The organism is Oryzomicrobium terrae, from assembly GCF_008274805.1.
Lineage (GTDB): Bacteria > Pseudomonadota > Gammaproteobacteria > Burkholderiales > Rhodocyclaceae > Oryzomicrobium > Oryzomicrobium terrae.
The window spans coordinates 252,053-275,096 of the sequence record NZ_CP022579.1 but is presented as its reverse complement, the minus strand read 5'-3'; the positions used below and the strand labels follow the sequence as shown (position 1 = coordinate 275,096).

Here is a 23,044-nt window from a genome sequence, read left to right as displayed (position 1 = left end):
AGGAAATCCTCATGGCCCGCATCACCGTCGACGACTGCCTCGCGCGCATCCCCAACCGTTTCCAGATGACCCTGGCCGCCACCTACCGCGCCCGCCAGGTCGCCAACGGTGCCACCCCCATGGTGGACGAAGACAAGGACAAGCCGACGGTCATCGCCCTGCGTGAAATCGCCGAAGGCAAGGTCGGCGCCGAAGTCCTCAACCGCGGCCAGGCCTAACTCCAAGTAGCCCCCGGATGCCCAGGGCGAGAGGCCGGATCATGGACACCCCCACCATCCCCTCGCCCCCTGCATCCCCCGCATCCGTTCCCGCCGCCCCGCCGGGGCCGGCGGAGGCCCCGGTCGGCGGCGCCCCGCATCGCCCCCTGGGAGCGCCGGTCAGCACGCCGCCGGCGGAAAAGACCTACCCCCCGTTTCCCCTCGACGATCCGGCCTACCAGGTCTTCATCGACAGCCTCGACTACCTGAAGGCCGAGGACATCGCCCGGGTCGAAGACGCCTTCGCCTACGCCGAGGCGGCCCACCGCAGCCAACGCCGCATTTCCGGCGAGCCCTACATCACCCACCCCCTGGCCGTGGCCGGGGCCGTAGCCGAATGGCGGCTCGACGCCACCGCCATCATGGCGGCCCTGCTCCACGACGTGCTGGAGGACACCGGCGCCTCCAAGGCCGAGCTGACCGAGCGCTTCGGCAAGCCGGTGGCGGATCTGGTGGACGGCCTGTCCAAGCTCGACAAGATCGAGTTCTCCTCCTATCAGGAAGCCCAGGCGGAAAACTTCCGCAAGATGCTGCTGGCCATGGCCCGGGACATCCGGGTCATCCTGATCAAGCTCACCGACCGCCTGCACAACATGCAGACCCTCGGCAGCATGCGCCCGGACAAGCGCCGCCGCATCGCCAACGAGACCCTGGAAATCTATGCCCCGATCGCCAACCGGCTGGGGCTGAACAAGGTCTACCGGGAGTTGCAGGACCTGTCCTTCATGAACCTGCATCCGATGCGGTTCAACGTGCTGAAGAAGGCGGTCAAGGCGGCCCGTGGCAACCGGCGCGAACTGCTCACCCGCATCCTCGACGGTATCCAGGAACGCATGAAGGATCGCCACATCGAGGCCCAGGTGTTCGGCCGCGAAAAGAGCCTGTACTCGATCTACAAGAAGATGGTCGAGAAGCGCCTGACGTTCTCCCAGGTGCTCGACATCTACGGGTTCCGCGTCGTGGTTGCCGACGTATCCACCTGCTACCTGGCCCTGGGCGCCCTGCACAGCCTGTACAAGCCCCTGCCGGGCAAGTTCAAGGACTACATCGCCATCCCCAAGGCCAACGGCTACCAATCGCTGCACACCACCCTGATCGGTCCTTACGGCACCCCCATCGAGGTGCAGATCCGCACCGAGGAAATGCACCACCTGGCCCAGGAAGGCGTCGCCTCCCACTGGCTGTACAAGGAAGAAGCCGACGGCAGCAGCGCCGAACTGCAAAACCAGACGCACAAGTGGCTGCAGTCCCTGCTTGAATTGCAGAACACCGCCGGCGATTCGGCCGAGTTCTACGAGCACGTCAAGATCGACCTGTTCCCCGACGAGGTGTACGTGTTCACCCCCAAGGGCAAGATCCTCACCCTGCCCAAGGGCGCCACCGCGGTGGACTTCGCCTACGCGGTGCACACCGACATCGGCAACCGCTGCGTCGCAGCCAAGATCAACTACGAGCTGGCCCCCCTGCGCACCGAGCTGCAGAACGGCGACCAGCTGGAAATCGTCACCGCCGCCCACGCCAACCCCAACCCGGCCTGGCTGTCCTACGTCAAAACCGGGCGGGCGCGCAGCAAGATCCGCCACTTCCTCAAGACCCAGCAGAACGAGGAATCCGCCGCCCTGGGCGAGCGCCTGCTCAACCAGGAGCTCAAATCCCTCGGCATCGAGCCCGCCGACGTACCCGCCGCGGCCTGGGACGAGTTGATGCGCGAATCGGGCAACAAGCCGATCAAGGACATCTACGCCGACATCGGCCTGGGCAAGCGCCTGGCCTCGGTGGTGGCACGCCGCCTGATGTCCCGGGAAGAGAACGCCGCCGGCGGCGACACCCTGCGCCCCGGACCGATCGTCATCCACGGCACCGAAGGCATGGCGGTGACCTTCGCCACCTGCTGCCGCCCCATCCCGGGCGACCCCATCGTCGGCTCGATCCGCAAGGGCCAGGGGCTGGAAATCCACACCCACGACTGCCCGGTCATCCGCAAGTCGCGCCGCCTCGAACCGCAGAAATGGATCGACGTCGAATGGGCCGCCCAGCCGGGCAAGCTGTTCGCCGTGCCGATCCGGGTCGAGGCCCAGCACCAGCGCGGCGTGCTGGCCAAGATCGCCACCGAGATCGCCGAAGCCGGCTCGAACATCGAAAACGTCAGCATGGAAGAAAGCGGCGGCGGGTTGTACACCTCGATCCACTTCACCATTCTGGTTTCCCACCGGGTGCATCTGGCGGCAGTGATGCGCGGCCTGCGCCACATCCCCGAAGTGATCCGCATCATCCGCGAACGGGACGGGGACGACCCCCACACCACCGCCCCCTTCTCGCCCTACGTCAAGCACTGAACACGACCGGGCGCGCCACACCGGTCGCCCCGGCCGGCCCACTTCCCGTTAAGATTCCCCCTTGCGCTACGGCGTGTTCGTAAGGAGGTTTCCATGCAGGTCATCGTCCTCGGCGCCGGCGTCGTGGGTACCACCAGCGCCTGGTTTCTCGCGGCCGCCGGTCATCAGGTCACGGTCATCGATCGCCAGCCCGGCGCCGGGCTGGAGACATCCTTCGCCAACGGCGGCCAGATCTCGGTCTGCCACGCCGAACCCTGGGCCAACCCGCACACGCCGCTGAAGGCCCTGGCCTGGATGGGTCGGGAAGACTCCCCCCTACTCTTCCACCTGCGCGCCGACCGGCAGCTGATCGACTGGAGCCTGCGCTTCCTGCGCGAATGCACCCCGGGGCGCACCCGGCGCAACATGGTGGACATCGTCCACCTCGCCCTCTACAGCCGCCGCACCCTGCAAGCCCTGCGCGCCGAGTTGGGTCCCGACTTCCAGTACGACCACTTGGAGCGGGGCATCCTGCACATCTTCACCGACCCCCGCGAGTTCGATGCCGCGATCAAGGCCTCGGCGGCGATGCGCGACCTGGGCCTGGACCGCCAACCCGTCTCGGTGGATCAGTGCATCGCCATCGAACCCGCCCTGGCCGACGTGCGGCACAGGCTGGTGGGCGGCGACTGGACCCCCTCCGACGAATCCGGCGACGCCCACAAATTCACCCAGGCCCTGGCCGCCCGGGCCGCCGCCCGGGGCGTGCAGTTCCGCTACGGCACCACCATCGAGCAAATCCCCACCGCCGGCGGCCAAGTGGCCGGCGTGGTGGTGCGCGGCCCGGACGGCGCCCCGGAACTGCTTACCGCCGACGCCTACGTGCTCTCCCTGGGCAGCTACAGCCCCCTGATGGCCCGCCCCCTCGGCCTGCACCTGCCCATCTACCCGGCCAAGGGCTATTCGGCCACCCTGCCGATCAAGGCCGGCAGCGAAGCCCACGCCCCCACCGTCAGCCTCACCGACGACGAGCGCAAACTGGTCTTCTCCCGCCTCGGCAACCGGCTGCGCGTCGCCGGTACCGCCGAATTCGGCGGCTACGGGCTGGAACTCAACCCAGTGCGCTGCGAGGCCCTGCTCAGCCGCACCAAGGAGTTCTTCCCCCACCTCGAACTGGACGGCCCGCCCCAGTACTGGACCGGCCTGCGCCCGGCCACCCCGTCCAACGTGCCGATCATCGGCCGCAGCACGCTGCCCAACCTGTGGCTCAACACCGGCCACGGCACCCTCGGCTGGACCATGTCCTGCGGTTCCGCCGCCGCCCTGGCCGACCTGGTCTCGGGCAAGACGCCGGAACCGGTCTTCCCCTTCCTCGGCCGGCCCCGCCCCTAACCCCCCCCGAACCCAAGCGCACCGAACCGGGGCCGACGTGCGCCCCACCCGATAATTCCAACAACGGAGACACCACCCCCATGAGCGACACCCGCGAACCCGCTGTACTGAGCCGCCACGCCGACGGCGTGGCCGTGCTCACCCTCAACCGTCCGGCAGCACTGAACGCCCTCAACGTGGCCATGATCGACGACCTGCGCCGTGCCGCCCAGGCGGCCCTGGACGACCCGGACGTCGGAGCCATCGTCATCACCGGCGCCGGCGACCACTTCATGGCCGGCGGCGATCTGAAGTGGTTCCACCAGCAGCTGCACCTGAACGAGGCCGATCTGCGCATCCTGTTCGAGGATCTGATCGCCAAGGTGCACGCCACCACCCTGCTGCTCAAGGAAGGCGGCAAGCCCGTGGTGGCCGCGGTGCGCGGCGCCGCCGCCGGCTTCGGTCTGTCGCTGATGATGGCCTGCGACCTGGCGGTGGCCGCCGAGGACGCCTATTTCACCCTGGCCTACCGGCACATCGGCATCTCCCCGGACGGCGGCGCCACCTGGTCCCTGCCACGCCTCGTGGGAGCCAAGCGCGCCGCCGAAATCGCCCTGCTCGGCGACCGCTTCGGCGCCGCCCAGGCCCTCGACTGGGGCCTGGTGAACCGGGTGGTGGCCAAGGACGCCGTGCACGACGAAGCCCTGGCCCTGGCCAAGCGCCTCGCCGACGGTCCGCGCCAGGCTTTGGCCAACACTCGGGCCCTGCTGCAGCGCTCGCTCACCACCGGCCTGCCCGAGCAGCTCGCCCGGGAGCAGGCCAGCTTCGCCCAGTGCGCCACCACTCCGGATTTCGCCGAGGGTCTGGCGGCCTTTCTGGAAAAGCGCCCGGCCCGCTTCGGCAGGGGTTGAGGCCGGTGGCCGCACCCGCGGCCCCAGGTCCGTGCCCCCTTGCCCGCGCTTCCCGCTCCATGGCGCGGCAGCAGACGCCCCGGGGCCGACACCCCTGTGCCGGCCCCGCCTCCGCGCACCATCGCCACAAACCCTAGGCTGGGCGCGCCTCTCCAGACCCCCTGCCAGCAACGCCAATAACCACGCGGATCTCCAAGGCGACCTCGCGGAAACCCAATAGGGACGCGGACTTTCACCATGCTCATCGACACCCACTGTCACCTGGACGCCGCCGAGTTCGACCCGGACCGGGACGCCGTGGCCGCCCGGGCGGTAGCTGCCGGGGTGCGCCTGGCGGTGGTGCCGGCGGTGGAAGTGGCCAACTTCGCCGCAGTGGAAGCCCTGGCGGCCCGTGGAGTTCCTCCTCTTCCGGGAACCCGAAGCACCCCATACCCCGTCCCGGAGGATGGCGCCCGGCCCGAAGCCGCCGCACCCAGCACCGCCCCCCCCTCCCCCCCGCTCCCCGCAGGGCCGGCCGGCCCCCGTGCTCCGTCCTCTGACACCCCTGCTGCATTCGCCCCCCCTCCGGATACCCCGCCGCCCCTGGGCGGCCTGTGCGTCGCCCCGGCCTACGGCATCCATCCCCTCTACGTGCCCGGGGCCAGCGACGCCGACCTGGCGACCCTGGCCACCCGGCTGGAAGCCGCCCTGGCCGGCCCCTACCCGCCGGTAGCCGTGGGCGAGATCGGCTTGGACGGCTTCGTCCCGGCACTGCAGGCACCCGACCTGCGCGCCCGCCAGGAAGCCCTCTTCCTCGCCCAGCTCAAGCTGGCCCGGGATTTCGGCCTGCCGGTGATCCTGCACATCCGCCGCGCCCAGGACACGGTGCTCAAGTACCTACGCCAGGTGTTCGGCAAGGGCGGCAGCCCCGGCGGCATCGCCCACGCCTTCAACGGCAGCGAGCAGCAGGCCCACGCCTTCCTCGACCTGGGGTTGCGCCTGGGCTTTGGCGGCACCCTGACCTACGACGGCTCCCAGCGCATCCGCCGCCTCGCCGCCACCCTACCGGGCGACGCCTTGGTGCTGGAGACCGACGCCCCGGACATCCCCCCCGCCTTCGCCCCCCGCCAGCGCAACGAACCGGCCCATCTGGCGGCCATCGCCGCGGTACTCGGCGAGCTGCGCGGCCTCGACCCGGACGAGGTGGCGGCCCTGACCAGCGGCAACGCCCGGGCCGCCCTGCCCGGACTGGCCGCCTACGCCACGCCCTGACAGCCCGCCGCCAGGGCGGGAGCCCCCGCGCAGCGCGGGGCGAGCGGGGCCGTATGGGCCCGGATGAACGTGATGGTCGAGGCCTTGCCCCGGCCCAACGCCTTGGTTGCCCGAGCGCAGGCCCAGCCACGCGGCCGTCGGGCCGTAGGACCGAAATACCGGCGGGACAGTCTCCAGGCGCCCCTCCTGCCAGACATCCGACAACCGTCCAATCGACTATCGCCGCGAAACCGCCCGGGAAACCGGGGCAGGTCGGCGCCCCTTGCTATAATTCGCGCCACTGCCGGCCGGGCGCTCCACCGCCCCCCATGACCGTCCCGTCCCGGGGCGACGGCTTCCCCGGCCCCGCCTCCGACCTCTTCCCGCCCATGCCCTTCCTCTCCCCCCCTCCCCGGCGCTGGCCCCTGGCCCTGCTCGGCCTGTTCCTCGCCGCCCTGGTGGTGTTCGGCATCGGCATCCAGGAGCCCACCGGCCTGACCGGCAAGGACGAATACTTCCTGGGCCTGCGCACCCCCATGGAGATGATGGAGAAGGACGCCTGGGTGGTGCCGGTGCTCAACGACCAGCCGCGCCTCAAGAAGCCCCCCATGCTGTACTGGCTGGGCCGTGCCAGTTTCGAAGTGTTCGGCCCCTCCCTGCCCGCCGCCCGGGGCATCACCGTGCTGTTCGCCGCCCTGCTGGTGGTCGCCACCGCCGCCCTGGGGCGCCGCCTCACCGGCTCCGCCGGGGCCGGCCTGTGGGCCGCGGTGCTGCTGTTCACGGTGATGGGGTTGGCCAGCGAGTCGCGCCGCTTCATGCTCGACGTGCCCACCGCCGCCCTGTCCACCCTGGCCTTCCTCGGCCTGGTGCGCTGGAAGGACGAGCGCCGTGCCGGCGATCTGGTGCTGGCCGCCGTGCTGCTCGCCGCCGGCTTCCTGCTCAAGGGGCCGATCGTTGCCGTGGTGTGCGGCGCCGGCGTGCTCGGCCTGCTGCTCTCGGGCCAGTGGGCCTGGGCCGACCTGTGGCGGCGCAAGTTCTCCCTCGCCGGCGCCCTGGGCCTGTTCCTGGCCCTGGCCCTGCCCTGGTTCATCTACGTGCGGCTGCGCTACCCGGAGGCCGCCGCCGCCGAACTGCAGGAAGAACTGGAAGCCCGCCAGCTGTTCACTCCGTCGCCGGAAACCCTGCTCGGCGCCCTGCAGATCGTCCTGCCCTGGAGCTTCGTGCTGCTGGCCCTGGTCTGGCGGCTGCGCCGCGAGCCCGGCCCGGCCCGCATGCTGCTGGTGTGGGCGGGCTTCACCGTGCTGCCGTTCTGCTTCATCCACACCTTCGACCGCTACCTGGTCGGTTCCCTGGTGCCCTTTGCCCTGATCCTCGGCTTCGCCCTGGCCCGGGGCGAGCGCTTCCCCGCCTGGGCGCTGCGCCTGGGCGCCGGGCTGGTGCTGCTGATGGCCGGGGTGTTCGCCGCTTTCGCCTTCTGGTTCCACCTGGGCGGCTGGGGCTGGCTGCTGCCGCCCCTGGCGCTGCTGCTGTGGGCCGCCTGGCGGGCCGATCCCCGCGCCATGGCGGCGGCCATGGCGCTGGTGTGGCTGGCCTTCTTCGGCCTGCTCTTCCCCCGCCTCGGCATCAACGCCGTGCCCGACGCAGTGCGCGCCCTGGCCGCCGACCGGCCGGTGCTGATGTTCGACGGCCCCCAGCCGGCCATGCTGCCGATCCTGCTCGGCCACCCGTTGCGCCACACCAGTACGCTGGACGCCCGCGACCTGGCCCCGCCCCGGCTACTGATCTTCGTCCGCGCCGAGGACGAAGCCCGCCTGCGCGAACAAGCTCGCGCCCTGGGCGCCGACCTGCGCACCCTGGGCGATTACCCGGTGCTCGCCTCCCGGGGGTCGGGCATCCGCTTCACCCGGGACGGCGCCGGCAAGGCGCAATGGCTGGACGCGATCCGCAGCCGTTCCCTGGCGCCCCTGGAATCCACCGTGCGCTACTTGGAAGTGCAGGCGCCCACAGGCAGAGAGGGCCGGCCGTGAGCGCCGCGCCGCGTATCCGCCGCATCGCCGCCGCCCTGGCCCTGCTTGCCGCCGTCGGTGCCGCGGCCTGGCGCGCGCCCCGCCCTGTGGTCAGCGATTTCGTCACCACCTCTACCGCCGTGGCCGCCCTGGCGCCCAAGCCCCCCGCCCTGCACCACGTGCCGGTCGCGCCCCTGGCCGATGACTTCCTGCCCCGGGTCGCCCCCACCGCCCACGGCGCCAGCCTGGTCGCCCTGGCCGACGGCGACGTGGCCGCCGCCTGGTTCGCCGGCAGCCGGGAAGGAGCGCCGGACGTGAGCATTTACCTGTCCCGCTGGCATGCCGTGGGGCGCGGCGGCGTGTGGTCTGCGCCGGTGGCCGTCGCCACCCGGGAAGGGGTGCAGGCCGCCACTGGCCGCTACGTACGCAAGCTCGGCAACCCGGTGCTCGGCCAGGACAGCGACGGCCGCCTGCACCTGTGGTTTGTCAGCGTCGCCTTCGGCGGCTGGGCCGGCTCCGCCCTCAACCACCAGGTGTCCGAGGATGGCGGGCTGACCTGGAGCGGTGCCCAGCGGCTGGTAACCTCGCCCTTCCTCAACATCAGTACCCTGGTGCGTAACCCGCCCCTGTGGCCGGATCATGGCGGCGGCGTGGCCCTGCCGGTGTATCACGAGTTCATCGCCAAGCACGGCGAGTGGCTGCGCCTGGACGACCAGGGCCGGGTGGTGGACAAGGTCCGCCTGCCTCAACCGCGCCGCGCCCTGCAACCGGCGGTGGCGCCCCTCGGCAACGGCGCGCTGCTCGCCCTGCTGCGCGACGCCGGCCCGGGCCCGGGCCATGTGCTGAGCGCCACCTCCCCGGACGGCGGCGCCCACTGGCAGGCCGGCGCCCCGCTGCCGATCGCCAACCCCAACGCCGCCGTGGCCCTGCTGCGCCTGACCAACGGCAGCCTGCTGCTGGCCTGCAACCCGGTGCCCGGCAACCGCAACCGCCTGTCGCTGTGGCTGTCGCCGGACCAGGGCGCCAACTGGCGCGAGGTCCAGGTGCTCGATGCCAGCGACGACGGCGACGACGAGTTCTCCTACCCGGCCCTGGCCCAGGACAGCGCCGGACGCATCCACGTGGTCTATACCTGGAAGCGCGAAACCCTGCGCCATCACGTGTTTGCCGCCAACGCCCTGCAGGAGTCCCGGCCATGATCGCCCTGAGCACCGCCCTGGGCCTGCTCACCCAGGCCGCCGCCGTCGGTGCCGTCGCGGCAGCCGCGCTGCGGCGCTGGGGCCCCGCCCCGGCCGTGGGCACGCCTCCTGCTTGGCCGCACCTGCTGCCCCTGGCCATCGCCGCCCTGGCCCTGGTACCTGTGGCCGGCTGCTCCCTGGCCATGGTGCTGCGCGGGCTGTGGAACGACCTGTCCTTCACCACCCTGCAACTGGCCCTGCTCGCCCTGGCCGGCCGCGACTGGCTACCCGCCGGCCAGCGCCGTGGCCTGGCCGCGGCCATCGTCGCGGCCGGGGTGCTGCTCTTTCCCACCGCCCTGGGCGCCGGTCCCTTCGACCTGTACCGGAGCGGCTTTCAGCCCCTGCCACTGCTCGGCGTGCTCGGCCTGGCCGGGCTGGCCCTGTGCTGGCACGCACCGCTGCTGACCCTGCTGCTGGCGGTGGACCTGGGCGCCTACGCCCTGGGCCTGGCCGATTCCAGCAACCTGTGGGACTACCTGCTCGATCCCGTGCTTTTCCTCTACGCCCTGATTCTTCTGCTCGTTCCGCAACGGCAGCGCGCCCCGGCCCTGGCGCCGGCTGCCGCCGCGCATGCGGAACAACCCGAGTAACCCGATGACCACCATGACCGACACCCCGACCCGCCCCACCCCGCCCAACGTCTCCATCGTCATCCCCATCTACAACGAGCAGGAGAACCTGCCCGACCTGGTGGCCAAGGTCGGCGAGGCCCTGCTGCCCACCGGGCGCAGCTTCGAGCTGATCTGCGTGGACGACGGCTCCCGGGACCGCTCGGCCTGGGTGCTGCGCGACCTGGCGGCCAAGACGCCCTGGCTCAAGCCGCGCTACCTGATGCGCAACTACGGCCAGACCGCCGCCCTGCAGGCCGGCTTCGACGCCGCCACCGGCAAGTACGTGGCGACCCTGGACGGCGACCTGCAGAACGACCCGGCGGACATTCCCGCCCTGCTCGACCGCCTCGACAACGATGCGTCGGTGGACATGATCTCGGGCTGGCGCAAGGACCGGCAGGACAAGGCGGTGTCGCGCAAGCTGCCGTCGATGATCGCCAACCGGCTGATCTCCAAGGTCACCGGCGTGACCCTGCACGACTACGGCTGCGCCCTGAAGGTGTACCGCGGCGAGATCATCCGCCGCATCCGCCTCTACGGCGAACTGCACCGCTTCATCCCGATCCTGGCCGCCGAGGCCGGCGCCCGCATCACCGAGGTGCCGGTGCGTCATCACGCCCGCACCCGGGGCGTCTCCAAGTACGGCATCGACCGCACCTTCCGGGTGATCCTCGACCTCTTGCTGATGCGCTTCATGATGCGCTACCTGCACCGCCCGCTGCACGCCTTCGGCGGCGTCGGCCTGTGGCTGCTGGTACCGGGCCTGGCGGCGCTGGCCTGGCTGCTCGGCGTCAAACTGTTCGGCCACGACATCGGCGGCCGGCCCCTGCTGCTGGCCGGGGTGATGCTGTCCCTGATGGGGGTCAACCTGATCGGCCTGGGGGTGCTTGGCGAAGTGCTGATCCGGGTCTATCACGAGCCGGAAGGCCGGGATCAGTACCGGCTGCGCGAGGCGCCGGAAGGCGACGTCTGAGCTTGAGCCCGAACCGCCTGGCCGCCCTGAGCGCACCGCTGCCGTGATTTCCGCCAAGACCGCCGTCAAGCTGGCGGCGGCCCCCCTGCTGCTCGCCGCCGTGGTGTGGGTGGTGGACCCGGCCCGGGTCGCCGCCACCTTCCGCCGCCTCGACCTGGCCTGGGTCGCCGTCGGCCTGCTGGTGTCGATCGCCTCCAACGTGGTATCGGCCTGGCGCTGGCACGAGCTGTCGCGCTGGCTGGGGCTGCGCTCGCCGCTGATGGCCATGGTGCGCGTCTATTTCCAGGGCATGACCGCCAACACCCTGCTGCCCGGCGCCACCCTGTCCGGCGACATGCTGCGCGCCGGCCTGCTGGTGCGCGGGGGCAACCCGGTACTGGAGTCGGGCCTGTCGGTGGTGCTCGACCGCTTTTCCGGCCTGTGGGTGCTGTGCCTGATGTCCGGCGCGGTGGCCGGCGCGGTGCTGCTCGCCCTGGGCCTGCCGCCCTTCTGGCAGGGCCCGGCCCTGCCGGTGCTGGCCACCGCCGGCCTGACCCTGGCCGCCACCCTGGGCCTGTTCCTGCTGCCCCTGCTGTTCTTCTGGGGTGCCCGCCACGGCCTGCTGCCGCGTCTGCCGGCGCGCTGGCGCACCCAGGCGGAGCGCCTGCTCGGCCTGCCCGCGGCCGGCCGCCAGTTCGTCTGGCAACTGGGCATGTCGGCCCTGGTGCAGGTGCTCTCCATCGGCGCCCTGGCCCTGGCCGGCCGCGCCACCGGGCTGGAGCTGCCGGTGTGGACCTACGCCGTGGCCGCCGCGCCGATCTTCATCATGGCCGCCCTGCCGGTCAGCTTCGGCGGCTGGGGCACCCGGGAAGCCGGCGCCGCGGTGTGCCTGGGCCTGTTCGGCGCCAGCACCGAGCTGGCGGTAACCGCCTCCCTGCTCTACGGCATCTACGCCACGGTGCAAGCCGGCCTGGGCGTGGCGCTCAGCTACCTGCCCAATAGCGGGCAGGGCGAAACCCCGCGCCAGTAGCCGCGTTCCAGGCTGTCTCACTGGAAAGCAAGGCAGGACGCGGCGTTCCAGACAGGCATGCTGGAGAATGGCGTCCTGCCTTGGTTTCGGCCCGATGCCAAATTAGGCCCCGGGCTGATCCGGCCAATCCCGGCACACCTGCCCCCACCCCCGGTGACTGCCCCCGTGCCGGCCGTCCCCCGTCACGGGAGCCCCACGGCCTCACCCGGCATTAGCGCCCCCTGGCGCGCCACACTGCGCCTCCTGCCGACCACGCGTCCAACAACCCGGGCCCCGGCCGCCGCACCCCATAAAAAAACCGCCCCGGCATCCAGTATCCGGGGCGGTTTTTACGGCAGCCGCAGGGCCGGAGGGCAACCGGGCGGCAGTGCCGCCACGGTCGTCCGGGCCGAGCCTGTGTTGACGTCTTACTTCTGCGCAGCCTCGTCGGCCTTGGCCGGTTCGGCGGCGGACTTTTCCACCGGCGGGTGGAACACTTCCGGCGCCGCGCCGTTCTTTTCCGCGCCGATGCTCTGCTCGACGGCGGGCAGGCGGTGGGCGATGCCCTTGTGGCAGTCGATGCAAGTCTTGCCGCCGTTGAGGCCTTCCTGGTGCATGCGCGCCGAGCGGCGGCCCTGCTCCGAGTAGTCGAAGTACTCGAAGTTGTGGCAGTTGCGGCACTCGCGAGAATCGGTGCGCTTCATCCGCGCCCATTCGTGCTCGGCCAGTTCGAGGCGCTTGGCGTTGAACTTCTCCGGGGTGTCGATGGAGCCGAGGATCTTGTGCAGCACCTCGTTAGACGCCTGGATCTTGCGGATGATCTTGGGCACCCACTCCTTGGGCACGTGGCAGTCCGGGCAGGTGGCGCGCACGCCGGAACGGTTGGTGAAGTGGATGGTGTTGCGGTACTCCTGGTACACGTTGTCCTTCATCTCGTGGCAGGAGATGCAGAACTCTTCCCGGTTGGTCCATTCCATGGCGGTGTTGAAGCCGCCCCAGAACAGGATGCCCGCAACGAACAGGCCGACCACGGTCACCGGACCGATGGCCATCAGGCGCTTGTAGAGGCTTTTCTTTTCTTGCTTGTTGTCAGCCGATGTCATGGCCAGCTCCTTTTAGTTGAGTCCTTGGGCGCGCTTGAAGGTGTTGCCCACCAGCGGCCGGGCGTTGGTCTGGGGCACGTGGCACTGGGTGCAGAAGTAGCGGCGCGGGCTGATGTTGGAGAGCTCCTTGCCGTCCCGGTCCTTGAAATGGGTCAGGGACACCTTGGTGGCGCCGGTCTCCTTGTAACGCGTCCAGGAGTGGCAGTCCATGCACTTGTTGAATTCTTTGGTGATGTTGTAGTTGGCGATGGTGTGCGGAATCAGGGGCGGCTGCTGCACGTATTCACGGGGAATCGGCTCCCGGTCCTTCTCGTACTTGTAGATATCCCCCTCGTTCACGTCCGCCTTGATGTCGGCGTGGCGCAGGGATTCCACCACCGGCTTGGGCTCGGCCGCCGCGGCGTGGAAGGAGGGAACCGCGAGCAGGCTGGCGAGGGTGACGGCCGCGGTCAGCACGGGCAGGGAGAGTTTCATGACGCGCTCCTTTGATCGAATCTATGTGAAAAACGGAAGACATCCTGGCCGCAGACGTCCACGCAGCGGCCGCAGGTGGTGCAGTCGGAGGAAAGGATCACCGGCGAGCCGCTGCCCTTGAGGGCGGGGCGGATCACCTGGGGTTCGGGGCAGACGGCAAAGCAGTCCATGCAATCGTTGCAGCGGGCCCGCTGCGGCGCGGTGACCCGGGCCAGGGCGGTCTTGCCGAGCAGGGAGTAGAAGGCGCCCATCGGGCACAGGTGGCCGCACCAGCCGCGCGCCACGGTCAGGTCGTAGACGAACACCGCCGCCAGGGCCAGCCAGCCCAGCCCCCAGCCGAAGAACAGGCTGCGGTGGAAGAAGGAGACCGGATTGACCCACTCCCAGGCGATGCTCCCGGTGGCCGCCGACACCACCAGGGTGGCGCCGAGCAGCCAGCGCCGGGTGGCCTCCGCCGGGGTCTTGCCGGTCTTGAGGCCGAGGCGGCGGCGCGACCAGGCAGCGGCATCGGTAATCAGGTTTACCGGGCAGACCCAGCTGCAGAACACCCGGCCGCCGAGCAGCAGATAGAAGGCGAGCACGATGGCCGCACCGATCAGGGCGGTCTTGTAAGGCCAGTGGCCGGCCGCCAGGGATTGCAGCAGGGCGTAGGGATCGGTCAGGGGCAGCACCCCCAGGGTCAGGCTGGAGGTGAGGTTGCCCTTGACCAGCCAGACGCCGAACCAGGGCCCGGCCAGGAACAGGGCGAGGATGGTCAGTTGCGAAGCCCGACGCAGCAGCAGCCACTTGTGGGCGGCCAGCCAGCCCCGGGTGCGCACGGCCTCCTGGCCGGGCCGGCTGAGGCGCTTGGCAGCGGAAGTCGAGACGGCCATGTCAGCGCTCCCCGCCCAGCCCCGGCGGGGCGGACGGCACGACGGGGTGGGACGGGGCGGACGGCAGGCCGGCGCCACCGATCGGCGAGGCGGGTGGCGTGTCGACGCCCCGGGCGGGCAGCTGCAACTGGTCGCCGATCAGGGAACCGCCGGCCTTTTCCTTCTCCTCCCAGCCCTTGCGGTAGTGCTCCGGCAACTTGCCCTTGGCCAGGGCCAGGGGGAACACCTTGATCGCCGCTTCCGGCAGCACGCAGGACTTCTCGCACTTGCCGCAGCCGGTGCAGTGGTCCGAATGCACCGTGGGCAGGAGCATGGCGTGGCGGTCGGAGCGCGGGTTGTGCATCTTCTCCAGGGTGATGGCCTGGTCGATCACCGGGCACACCCGGTAGCAGACGTCGCAGCGCAGCCCGAGGAAGTTGAGACAGCTTTCGTGGTCCACCAGGGCCGCCAGCCCCATGCGCGCCTGGTTGATGTCGGTCAACCCGTGATCGAGGGCCCCGGTGGGGCAGGCTTTGACGCAGGGGATGTCCTCGCACATCTCGCAGGGCACCTGGCGGGCGCTGAAGTAAGGCGTGCCCGCGGCCCCGACCCCGGCGGCATCGCCCAGGGGGGCGAGCTTGAGGGTGTCGTAGGGGCAGTCACGCACGCACAACCCGCAGCGCACGCAGGCGGCCAGGAAGTCGGCCTCGGCCAGCGCCCCGGGCGGGCGCAGGGCCAGGGCCGGCAAGGCCCGCGCCTGGCGTGAATAGAGCCCGACGCCCAGACCCATCAGGCAGGCGCTCCCCGCCGCCCCCGCGATGCCGTTGAGAAACCGGCGGCGGGCACCGGAGGCCGGACCGCCCTGTTCCGGCGTCGCCGGCGCAGGGGCAGTCCCGGCCGCCCCCCCGCGCGGGGCGCGGGGCAGGTCCGGAGTGGCGGGCATGTCGGGGCGGTCGGCCATGACGGTACGGGGCTAGGGCGCTCGTGAGGCAACGCTTAGGCGCGGGTCACCTTGACGGCGCACTTCTTGAAGTCGGTCTCTTTCGAGATCGGGCAGGTGGCGTCCAGGGTGAGCTTGTTGATCAGCTTGGATTCGTCGAAGAACGGCACGAACACCAGGCCCACCGGCGGCTTGTTGCGACCCCGGGTCTCGATGCGCGCCTGGATCTCGCCGCGCCGCGAGGCGATCTTGACCACCATGCCGCGTTGCAGGCCGCGCTTCTTGGCGTCGTCCGGGTGCATGAAGATCTGCGCCTCGGGCACCGAACGGTGCAGTTCGGGCACGCGCCGGGTCATGGTGCCGGTGTGCCAGTGCTCCAGCACGCGGCCGGTGCACAGCCACAGGTCGAATTCCTTGTCCGGCATCTCGGGCGGTTCCTGGTACGGCAGGGCGAAGATCACCGCCTTGCCGTCCTTGTGGCCGTAGAACTTCACCCCCTCGCCCTTCTTCACGTAGGGGTCGAAGCCTTCCCGGTAACGCCACTTGGTTTCCTGGCCATCCACCACCGGCCAGCGCAGGCCGCGGGCCTTGTGGTACATGTCGAAGTCGGCCAGATCGTGACCGTGGCCGCGACCGAACTTGGCGTATTCCTCGAACAGGCCCTTCTGCACGTAGAAGCCGAAGGCCTGGGACTCGTCGTTGCTGGTGTAGTCCTTGATGGCGTGGCCGTTGACCTTGATGATGTCCGCGGTCGGGAATTTGTTCACCACGCCGTTCTTGTACAGCACGTCGAACAGGGTCTTGCCCTTGTACTCGGGCTTCTTGGCCAGCAGCTCGGCAGGCCACACCTCTTCCATCTTGAAGCGCTTGGAGAATTCCATCATCTGCCACAGGTCGGAGCGGGCCTCGCCCGGTGCCTTGACCTGCTGGCGCCAGAACTGGGTGCGGCGCTCGGCGTTGCCGAAGGCACCTTCCTTTTCCACCCACATGGCGGTGGGCAGAATCAGGTCGGCGGCCATGGCCGAGACGGTGGGGTACGGGTCGGAGACGACGATGAAGGCCGCCGGATTGCGCCAGCCCGGGTACAGCTCCTGATTGATGTTCGGGCCGGCCTGCATGTTGTTGTTGCACTGCTGCCAGTAGCAGGCGATCTTGCCGTCCTTGAGCGCCCGGGCCATGGCCACGGCGTGCAGGCCGATCTTGTCGGGGATGGTGCCTTCGGGCAGCTGCCAGATCTCCTCGGCGTGCTTGCGGTGTTCCGGGTTGGTCACCACCATGTCGGCGGGCAGGCGGTGGGCAAAGGTGCCCACTTCCCGAGCGGTGCCGCAGGCCGACGGCTGACCGGTCAGGGAGAACGGGCTGTTGCCCGGCTCGCTGATCTTGCCGGTGAGCAGGTGCACGTTGTAGATCATGTTGTTCACCCAGGTGCCCCGGGTGTGCTGGTTGAAGCCCATGGTCCAGAACGAGATCACCTTGCGCTTCGGATCGGCGTACAACTCGGCCATGGCCTTGAGACGCTCGGCCGGGACGCCGGAAAGCTTGGCGGTCTTCTCCAGGGTGTACTCGGAAACGAACTTCTTGAACTCGTCGAAGCTGATCGGCTCGGCCTTGCCGGTGTCGCCCTTGGGCTTGCCGTCGGCGCCGGGGTAGCCGTTGCTGGTGGCCTTGGCTTCGAGCGGGTGATTGGGGCGCAGGCCGAAACCGATGTCGGTCTCGCCCTTCTTGAAGTTGACGTGGGCCTTGATGAACTCCTGGTTCACCTTGCCCGACTGGATGATGTGGTTGCAGATGTAGTTGAGGATGGCCAGGTCGGTCTGCGGATTGAAGACCATGGGGATGTCGGCCAGCTCGAAGGAGCGATGCTCGAAGGTGGACAGCACGGCCACCTTGACGTTGGGATTGGACAGACGCCGGTCGGTGATGCGCGACCACAGGATCGGGTGCATCTCGGCCATGTTCGAGCCCCACAGCACGAAGGTGTCGGTGGCTTCGATATCGTCGTAGCAGCCCATCGGCTCGTCCATGCCGAAGGTGCGCATGAAGCCGGTGACGGCCGAGGCCATGCAGTGGCGAGCGTTGGGGTCCAGGTTGTTGGAGCGGAAGCCGGCCTTGTACAGCTTGGCGGCGGCGTAGCCTTCCCAGATGGTCCACTGGCCGGAACCGAACATGGCGATGGAGGTGGGGCCCTTGGTCTTGAGGGCTTCCTTCCACTTGGCCGCCATCACGTCGAAGGCCTCGTCCCAGGACACCGGGGTGAATTCACCGTTCTTGTCGTACTTGCCGTTCTTCTTGCGCAGCAGCGGCTTGGTCAGGCGATCCTCGCCGTACATGATCTTGGACAGGAAATAGCCCTTGATGCAGTTCAGGCCCCGGTTCACCGGCGCATCCGGGTCGCCCTGGGTGGCCACCACGCGGCCGTTCTGGGTGCCCACCAGCACCGAACAGCCGGTACCGCAGAAACGGCAGGCGGCCTTGTCCCAGCGCACATCGGTGGACGTGGCGGCGACAGCGCCGTCGGCGGGCGCCTTCTTGGCGGCCAGGGCGGGCATGGCAATGCCGGCGCTGGCGGCAGCGGCGGCTACTGCCTGGGTTTTCAGGAAATCGCGGCGATTGATGCTCATGGTCAAGCCTCCTGGATTTTGCGGGCGGATTCGGGGGTGGCACCGCTGGCAGGAGCGGCGGCGGAGAGGGGGGAGGCGTCCGCAGACGCCGCCTCGATTTCGGTGTGCTCGTAGGCTAGGGTGACGCAGATCACCGGCTCAAGCTGCTGGACCCGGGTCAGGGCCGCGGAAACGGGCTGCTCCGGCGTATCTTCCAGGGTGACGATCATTCGCCCGTCCTCGGTCTCGGCGTGGATCTCGGTGCCGGGAATGGCGAGGAGGGCGTCGCGCAACACCGCCATTTTGGCGGGCTGGGCGCGGACGACCAGGCTGGCAAGGTTCATGGAGCCTCCGTCAGGGACAAACCGGCGGCGGCAGGCGCCGCCGTTGAAAAAGAGGAAAGCCGCCGGGGCGCCAACGCACCCACGGGGCAGACCGCCACGCATTCGCCGCAGCCGGTGCAGGCATCCCCATCCAGCTCAGGCAGGGGAGGACCACCGGCGCGCAAGCGGAAGCGGATCGCCCCGGCCTCGCAGTGCTCGCCGCAACTGCGGCATTCGACACCGCTGCGCGGCAGGCAGGCGCTGCCGAAGTCGACGCGCAGATCCCAGGGCTGGGCATCGCCGCCTGTGGCCGCTGCAGCGACAAAGGCGCCGGACGGACAGACCTTGGCACATTCGCGGCAGAGGCTGCAGCCGGCCTGGGAAAAATCGATCTCCGGATAACCGCCGTCGCCACGGCGCAGCACGGCGGGGGGGCAGACCTTGAGACACTCGTCGCAACGGGAACAGGCGCGGGTAAAGGCGCGGTCATCACCGGACCAGGCCAGACTCCACGGCGGCCGCAACGGCGACGGCCCGCCACCCTGCGCCGCTTGCCGGAAGCGGCCGAACAACAGGTGGCGTCGAGAGAGTTGAGTCATGAGTCATATCCTGGGACGGACCGCGATCCATCCATGAAGGCCACTATAGTCAATGTTGCCAGTGTGGAATTTGATTCCAGGCAAAAAATACCCATAACGCCAAGGAGGCCAATCTACCTGGCTTTTCGCCAACGTGACAGGGTTACGCCAATAACGCCAGGGCAAAAAAAACCGGCGCCTTGGCGCCGGTTGGGATGAAACGGGAAAACGCCGTCGGATCAGGGCTTGGCAGCGCCCTTGGCTCCAGCCTGGGCGCGGGCCTTCTCGATGGCCGCCTTGATCGTCGCCTCTTCCTCGGAACCAGGTTCGGTGGCGGGCAGGGCCTGACTCCACAAGTCCGCAGCCCGGGCGAATTGCCCCTGGGATGCCGCGGCGGCACCGGCCAGCAGCAGCACCTTGGGCGACTTGGGGTCGGCCTTGAGGGCCCGCTCCAGGATCTTCGCCGGCTCGCCGGCGAAACCCTTCTGGGCAAACGCCAGGGCCTCGGCCCAGTCGGCCAGCAGTTCGGGGTTGTCGCCGACCCGTTTAGCCGCCTCGGCAAAGGCACCGGCGGCTTCTTCGTAACGGCCCAGCACCTTGTAGGAACGGGCCAGCATGACCCAGCCTTCCGCGTTCTCGGGGTTGGCCTTGAGCTTTTCCGAAAGGGACTTGACCATCCCCTCGATCTGTTCGGCAGTCACCTGGGGGCGACCTTCCCGGGCTACCGGGTCGAGGGCCTGGGGATTGCCGAGCAGGGCGTAGCCGAGCCCGCCGAGGAGCGGTACCAGCAACAGCAAGGCGATGGCGGTGCGCCGGGCGCCCGGGGTGGCGCGCTGGGTGGCCGCACCATCCGCAGCCACGACGTCATCGAGCAGGCGCTTTTTCAATTCGGCCTCGGCGCTGGCAAAGTCGGCGGCGGTGAGCAGGCCGGCATCCCGGTCGCGGCTCAATTCCGCCAACTGGTCGCGGAAAATCGCCAGGTTGGCGGCCTGCCGGTCGGCCCCGGAAACCGTGGCGGGCTTGAGCAGAGGGGGCAGAAGGCGGGCGCAGACGGCGGCGATCAGCAGCGCCACGACAATGGCAAAAACAGTCATGAGGAACGCTTGTCGGAAGAATCTTGCGGTTGGCGCTCGAGGCTGGCGAGCAGGGCATCGGCCTGGTCGGCCTCGGCGGCGGACAGGGTAGCGGCGGGCACTTCACGGCTGCGCCGACGCAGGATGCGCACCAGGGCGCCCAGGCCCACCAGGGCGAGGGCCACCGGACCGAACCAGAGCAGCAGGGTGGCGGCCTTGAGGGGCGGCCGGTAGAGGACGAAGTCGCCGTAGCGCTCCACCAGGTAGTCGGAAATCTCCTTGTCCGACTTGCCGGCGCGGATCTGCACGCGGATCTCGTCGCGCAGGGCTTCGGCCAGTTCGGCGTGGGAGCCAGCCAGGGATTCGTTCTGGCAGACCAGGCAGCGCAGATCCTCGGAAATGGCGATCATGCGCTGCTCCACCACCGGATCGTCGGCCAGGGGGGCGGCCTCCTTGGCCTGACCGGCCAAAGGAGCAAGCAGGGCGGCAGCCAGGCAGCCGGCGCGCAGCAGGGCGGTCAGGCGCAGGTTTCGCGGGATCACTTGGACAGCTCCCGAATGGCCGGCATCAGCTTGGTGGCGATCACTTCCGGCGTCACCGGGCCGACGTGCTTGAGGCGGATCACCCCTTCCTTGTCGATCAGGAAGGTCTCCGGTGCGCCATACACGCCGTAGTCGATCGAGACCTTGCCGCGGCCGTCGAACACCGTCACCGCGTATGGATTGCCGAGTTTTTCCAGCCAGATTTTGGCGCGCTCGCGTTCGGTCTCCTCGGCGCCCTTCTCCAGGGTGAAATCGACGCCGACGATGGGCACCACGCCCTGCTTGGCGAATTCCACCAGCACCGGATGCTCGTCCTTGCAGGCCGGGCACCAGCTACCCCAGAAGTTGGCCAGCCAGACCTTGCCCTTCATGTCGGCCGGGGTGAAGGTCTTGCCCGGTTCGTGCAGCAGGGGCAGGACGAAGGCCGGGGCGGGCTTGTTGAGGAACTGGGAGGGCAGGATTTCCTGCCCGCCGCCCTCGCCCCGGTTGCCCTTGATCACCAGCCCGGCGGCGAGGAAGCCGATCAGGACGAGAAAACCGACGAGGGGCCAGAGAAATTTGTTCATGGTGACGTGAAAGATGGTCGCAACGTAGGAAAACGGTAACCCGTCGACTGGCTCAGGCGTGCTGGGCCACGGTGCCGTCCGCATGCTCGGCACCGCGCTTGGCGCGCACCCGGTAGCGGCGGTCGGACGCTGCCAGCAGGCCGCCGGCGGCCATCATCAGGCAGCCCCACCAGATCCAGTCCACGAAGGGCTTGTGATAGACCCGCACCGCCCAGGCGCCCTCGGGCTGGTTCTTGTCGATGGGCTCGCCCAGGGAGACGTACACGTCCCGGGTGAAGCCGGTGTCGATGGCGGCCTCGGTCATGGGCATGGCCGAAGAGAAGTAGTTACGCTTCTGCGGGTTGAGGTGGCGCAGCACCTTGCCGTCCCGGGACAGTTCCACATCGCCGGCCAGGGCCACGTAGTTGGGCCCCTTTTCCTCACGCACGCCGATGAAGCGGAAGTCATAGCCGCCCACGGACACCGTGTCGCCCGGTTCCATCTTCACGTCGCGCTCGGTCTCGAAGCCCTTGACCATGGTCACGCCGACGATGAACGCCGCCACGCCGATATGGGCCAGATGCATGCCCATGAACGCGCGGGGCTGCTTACGCAGGGCCGCAACGAAGGGTTGGCCGGCCCGGGTCGCCTGAACCCGCTCGACAATGTTCATGAGTGCGGTGATCACCACCCACACCGCCAGCAGCAGGCCCAGGCCGATCAAGGGAGTGAACTTGCCGTAGAGGAAGGGCAGCGCCACCCCGGCCACCACCGCCGCGGCAAAGGCCCAGCGCAGCAGACGGGCCAGTTCCTTGAGGCCGGCCTGCTTCCAGCGGGCGAAGGGCGCGACTCCCATCAGGAACACCACCGGCACCATCAGGGGCACGAACACGGCGTTGAAGTACGGGGGACCCACCGACAACTTGCCGGCGCCCAGAGCGTCGATGGCCAGGGGGTAGAGGGTGCCGAGCAGCACGGTGGCGCAGGCCACCACCAGCAGCACGTTGTTGGTGAGCAGCAGGGATTCCCGGGAGACCAGGGCGAAGCGGCCGCCCAGGCCGACCTTGGGTGCCCGCCAGGCGAACAGGGCCAGGGAGGTGCCCACCACCAGCGCGAGCAGGAAGAGGATGAAGATGCCGCGCTTGGGATCGGTGGCGAAGGCATGCACCGAGGTCAGCACCCCGGAGCGGACCAGGAAAGTGCCGAGCAGGGACAGGGAGAAGGCGGCGATGGCCAGGATCACCGTCCAGTTCTTGAAGCTGCCGCGCTTCTCGGTCACCGCCAGGGAGTGGATCAGGGCGGTGCCGACCAGCCAGGGCATGAAGGAGGCGTTTTCCACCGGATCCCAGAACCACCAGCCGCCCCAGCCCAGCTCGTAATAAGCCCACCAGGAGCCCAGGGCGATGCCCAGGGTGAGGAAGATCCACGCTGCGGTGGTCCACGGCCGCGACCAGCGCGCCCAGGCGGCGTCGAGTTGGCCGGAGATGAGGGCGGCGATGGCGAAGGCGAAGGCCACCGAGAAGCCGACGTAGCCCATGTACAACATGGGCGGGTGGAAGACCAGGCCCGGGTCCTGCAGCAGCGGGTTCAAGTCGCGGCCTTCCTCGGCGCCGGGTAGCAGGCGCTCGAAGGGATTGGAGGTAAACAGGATGAACAGCAACAGGCCCAGGGCCACCAGACCGAGCACCGCCAGCACCCGGGCGACCATGGCGTCCGGCAGCTGGCGGGAGAACACCGAGACCGCCAGGGCCCACAGGGAGAGCAGCAGCACCCACAGCAGCAGGGAGCCTTCGTGGCCGCCCCACACCGCCGCCACCTTGTACTGGGCCGGCAGCAGGGAGTTGCCGTGCTGGGCGACGTAGAGCACCGAGAAATCGTTCTGCAGGAAAGCGGCGGTCAGGCAGCCGAAGGCGACGATCAGCAGCAGAGCCTGGGTCTGGGCCGCCGGCCGGGCCAGGGCAATCCACGACAGATTGCCGCGCTGGGCGCCGACCAGGGGCAGCACCCCTTGGATGAAGGCCACCAGGGCGGCGAGGATGAGGGCGAAGTGGCCGATTTCGGGAATCATGGGGCGCAGTCCGAAAGAACCGCTGCCGGCGTTACCGGCAGCAACAG

21 protein-coding genes are annotated in these 23,044 nt (G+C 69.4%); 10 read left to right on the top strand and 11 right to left on the bottom strand.

The annotated features are described in order from the left end of the window. The first annotated feature begins 11 nt into the window (after positions 1 to 11). From rpoZ to OTERR_RS01180, 10 genes are all read left to right on the top strand, one after another. Positions 12 to 218, top strand: a complete 207-nt coding sequence (rpoZ, locus tag OTERR_RS01230) for a DNA-directed RNA polymerase subunit omega (protein ID WP_054619674.1) — start codon at positions 12 to 14, stop codon at positions 216 to 218. Positions 219 to 259: 41 nt separating this feature from the next. Continuing rightward, positions 260 to 2,593: a RelA/SpoT family protein gene (locus OTERR_RS01225; RefSeq protein ID WP_149424604.1), complete on the top strand. Its 2,334-nt coding sequence runs from the start codon at positions 260 to 262 to the stop codon at positions 2,591 to 2,593. Positions 2,594 to 2,686: 93 nt separating this feature from the next. Continuing rightward, on the top strand, positions 2,687 to 3,964 hold the full coding sequence (locus OTERR_RS01220; protein ID WP_149424603.1) for a D-amino acid dehydrogenase: 1,278 nt from the start codon (positions 2,687 to 2,689) through the stop codon (positions 3,962 to 3,964). Between the two features lie 80 nt (positions 3,965 to 4,044). Beyond that, positions 4,045 to 4,854 (top strand): enoyl-CoA hydratase/isomerase family protein, encoded by an 810-nt coding sequence (locus tag OTERR_RS01215; RefSeq protein ID WP_054619676.1) that lies wholly within the window; start codon positions 4,045 to 4,047, stop codon positions 4,852 to 4,854. Between the two features lie 237 nt (positions 4,855 to 5,091). Then, on the top strand, positions 5,092 to 6,105 hold the full coding sequence (locus tag OTERR_RS01205; protein ID WP_246154251.1) for a TatD family hydrolase: 1,014 nt from the start codon (positions 5,092 to 5,094) through the stop codon (positions 6,103 to 6,105). A 308-nt stretch (positions 6,106 to 6,413) separates the two neighbouring features. Further along, positions 6,414 to 8,111, top strand: coding sequence for a phospholipid carrier-dependent glycosyltransferase (locus tag OTERR_RS01200; protein ID WP_187775278.1), 1,698 nt, complete (start codon positions 6,414 to 6,416; stop codon positions 8,109 to 8,111). Then, on the top strand, positions 8,108 to 9,289 hold the full coding sequence (locus tag OTERR_RS01195; protein ID WP_149424601.1) for a sialidase family protein: 1,182 nt from the start codon (positions 8,108 to 8,110) through the stop codon (positions 9,287 to 9,289). Before OTERR_RS01200 ends, OTERR_RS01195 begins: the two co-directional genes overlap by 4 nt. Continuing rightward, complete coding sequence (locus OTERR_RS01190) at positions 9,286 to 9,918, top strand: hypothetical protein (RefSeq protein ID WP_149424600.1); 633 nt, start codon at positions 9,286 to 9,288, stop codon at positions 9,916 to 9,918. Before OTERR_RS01195 ends, OTERR_RS01190 begins: the two co-directional genes overlap by 4 nt. A 4-nt stretch (positions 9,919 to 9,922) precedes the next feature. Further along, the gene (locus tag OTERR_RS01185) at positions 9,923 to 10,912 is read left to right on the top strand and encodes a glycosyltransferase family 2 protein (RefSeq protein WP_223115976.1); all 990 of its coding nucleotides are present in this window, start codon (positions 9,923 to 9,925) and stop codon (positions 10,910 to 10,912) included. 43 nt (positions 10,913 to 10,955) lie between these two features. After that, positions 10,956 to 11,921 (top strand): lysylphosphatidylglycerol synthase transmembrane domain-containing protein, encoded by a 966-nt coding sequence (locus OTERR_RS01180; protein ID WP_187775277.1) that lies wholly within the window; start codon positions 10,956 to 10,958, stop codon positions 11,919 to 11,921. 407 nt (positions 11,922 to 12,328) lie between these two features. Here OTERR_RS01180 and OTERR_RS01175 read toward each other — a convergent pair whose 3' ends face one another. The 11 genes from OTERR_RS01175 to OTERR_RS01125 form a co-directional block, all read right to left on the bottom strand. Next, on the bottom strand, positions 12,329 to 13,003 hold the full coding sequence (locus tag OTERR_RS01175; protein ID WP_054619682.1) for a NapC/NirT family cytochrome c: 675 nt from the start codon (positions 13,001 to 13,003) through the stop codon (positions 12,329 to 12,331). Positions 13,004 to 13,015: 12 nt separating this feature from the next. After that, positions 13,016 to 13,477, bottom strand: a complete 462-nt coding sequence (locus tag OTERR_RS01170) for a nitrate reductase cytochrome c-type subunit (RefSeq protein WP_054619683.1) — start codon at positions 13,475 to 13,477, stop codon at positions 13,016 to 13,018. Next, entirely contained in the window at positions 13,474 to 14,349 is an 876-nt protein-coding gene (gene napH / locus OTERR_RS01165) for a quinol dehydrogenase ferredoxin subunit NapH (RefSeq protein ID WP_054619684.1), read from the bottom strand. The genes OTERR_RS01170 and napH overlap by 4 nt, the downstream gene beginning before the upstream one ends. A 1-nt stretch (position 14,350) precedes the next feature. After that, on the bottom strand, positions 14,351 to 15,289 hold the full coding sequence (gene napG, locus OTERR_RS01160) for a ferredoxin-type protein NapG (protein WP_246154248.1): 939 nt from the start codon (positions 15,287 to 15,289) through the stop codon (positions 14,351 to 14,353). A 35-nt stretch (positions 15,290 to 15,324) separates the two neighbouring features. After that, positions 15,325 to 17,889 (bottom strand): nitrate reductase catalytic subunit NapA, encoded by a 2,565-nt coding sequence (gene napA, locus OTERR_RS01155; protein WP_149424598.1) that lies wholly within the window; start codon positions 17,887 to 17,889, stop codon positions 15,325 to 15,327. 2 nt (positions 17,890 to 17,891) lie between these two features. Continuing rightward, positions 17,892 to 18,212: a chaperone NapD gene (locus OTERR_RS01150; protein WP_054619686.1), complete on the bottom strand. Its 321-nt coding sequence runs from the start codon at positions 18,210 to 18,212 to the stop codon at positions 17,892 to 17,894. Further along, a complete protein-coding gene (napF, locus tag OTERR_RS01145; protein WP_149424596.1) occupies positions 18,209 to 18,790 on the bottom strand; it encodes a ferredoxin-type protein NapF in 582 nt (193 codons plus the stop codon). The genes OTERR_RS01150 and napF overlap by 4 nt, the downstream gene beginning before the upstream one ends. Before the next feature lie 218 nt (positions 18,791 to 19,008). Beyond that, positions 19,009 to 19,863: a c-type cytochrome biogenesis protein CcmI gene (gene ccmI / locus OTERR_RS01140; RefSeq protein ID WP_149424595.1), complete on the bottom strand. Its 855-nt coding sequence runs from the start codon at positions 19,861 to 19,863 to the stop codon at positions 19,009 to 19,011. Then, the gene (locus OTERR_RS01135; protein WP_246154246.1) at positions 19,860 to 20,384 is read right to left on the bottom strand and encodes a cytochrome c-type biogenesis protein; all 525 of its coding nucleotides are present in this window, start codon (positions 20,382 to 20,384) and stop codon (positions 19,860 to 19,862) included. The genes ccmI and OTERR_RS01135 overlap by 4 nt, the downstream gene beginning before the upstream one ends. Beyond that, on the bottom strand, positions 20,381 to 20,950 hold the full coding sequence (locus OTERR_RS01130) for a DsbE family thiol:disulfide interchange protein (protein WP_054619689.1): 570 nt from the start codon (positions 20,948 to 20,950) through the stop codon (positions 20,381 to 20,383). The genes OTERR_RS01135 and OTERR_RS01130 overlap by 4 nt, the downstream gene beginning before the upstream one ends. 52 nt (positions 20,951 to 21,002) lie before the next feature. Then, positions 21,003 to 22,997, bottom strand: a complete 1,995-nt coding sequence (locus OTERR_RS01125; protein ID WP_149424594.1) for a heme lyase CcmF/NrfE family subunit — start codon at positions 22,995 to 22,997, stop codon at positions 21,003 to 21,005. Positions 22,998 to 23,044: the final 47 nt, after the last annotated feature.

Bases quoted from the DNA above. Each gene is read 5' to 3' on its own strand.
- OTERR_RS01130 (WP_054619689.1), bottom strand. From the start codon at position 20,950: ATGAACAAATTTCTCTGGCCCCTCGTCGGTTTTCTCGTCCTGATCGGC.
- OTERR_RS01170 (WP_054619683.1), bottom strand. From the start codon at position 13,477: ATGAAACTCTCCCTGCCCGTGCTGACCGCGGCCGTCACCCTCGCCAGC.
- napA (WP_149424598.1), bottom strand. From the start codon at position 17,889: ATGAGCATCAATCGCCGCGATTTCCTGAAAACCCAGGCAGTAGCCGCC.
- rpoZ (WP_054619674.1), top strand. From the start codon at position 12: ATGGCCCGCATCACCGTCGACGACTGCCTCGCGCGCATCCCCAACCGT.
- OTERR_RS01225 (WP_149424604.1), top strand. From the start codon at position 260: ATGGACACCCCCACCATCCCCTCGCCCCCTGCATCCCCCGCATCCGTT.
- OTERR_RS01175 (WP_054619682.1), bottom strand. From the start codon at position 13,003: ATGACATCGGCTGACAACAAGCAAGAAAAGAAAAGCCTCTACAAGCGC.
- OTERR_RS01220 (WP_149424603.1), top strand. From the start codon at position 2,687: ATGCAGGTCATCGTCCTCGGCGCCGGCGTCGTGGGTACCACCAGCGCC.
- OTERR_RS01205 (WP_246154251.1), top strand. From the start codon at position 5,092: ATGCTCATCGACACCCACTGTCACCTGGACGCCGCCGAGTTCGACCCG.
- OTERR_RS01200 (WP_187775278.1), top strand. From the start codon at position 6,414: ATGACCGTCCCGTCCCGGGGCGACGGCTTCCCCGGCCCCGCCTCCGAC.
- napG (WP_246154248.1), bottom strand. From the start codon at position 15,289: ATGGCCGACCGCCCCGACATGCCCGCCACTCCGGACCTGCCCCGCGCC.
- ccmI (WP_149424595.1), bottom strand. From the start codon at position 19,863: ATGACTGTTTTTGCCATTGTCGTGGCGCTGCTGATCGCCGCCGTCTGC.
- OTERR_RS01190 (WP_149424600.1), top strand. From the start codon at position 9,286: ATGATCGCCCTGAGCACCGCCCTGGGCCTGCTCACCCAGGCCGCCGCC.
- OTERR_RS01185 (WP_223115976.1), top strand. From the start codon at position 9,923: ATGACCACCATGACCGACACCCCGACCCGCCCCACCCCGCCCAACGTC.
- napH (WP_054619684.1), bottom strand. From the start codon at position 14,349: ATGGCCGTCTCGACTTCCGCTGCCAAGCGCCTCAGCCGGCCCGGCCAG.
- OTERR_RS01125 (WP_149424594.1), bottom strand. From the start codon at position 22,997: ATGATTCCCGAAATCGGCCACTTCGCCCTCATCCTCGCCGCCCTGGTG.
- OTERR_RS01215 (WP_054619676.1), top strand. From the start codon at position 4,045: ATGAGCGACACCCGCGAACCCGCTGTACTGAGCCGCCACGCCGACGGC.
- OTERR_RS01150 (WP_054619686.1), bottom strand. From the start codon at position 18,212: ATGAACCTTGCCAGCCTGGTCGTCCGCGCCCAGCCCGCCAAAATGGCG.
- napF (WP_149424596.1), bottom strand. From the start codon at position 18,790: ATGACTCAACTCTCTCGACGCCACCTGTTGTTCGGCCGCTTCCGGCAA.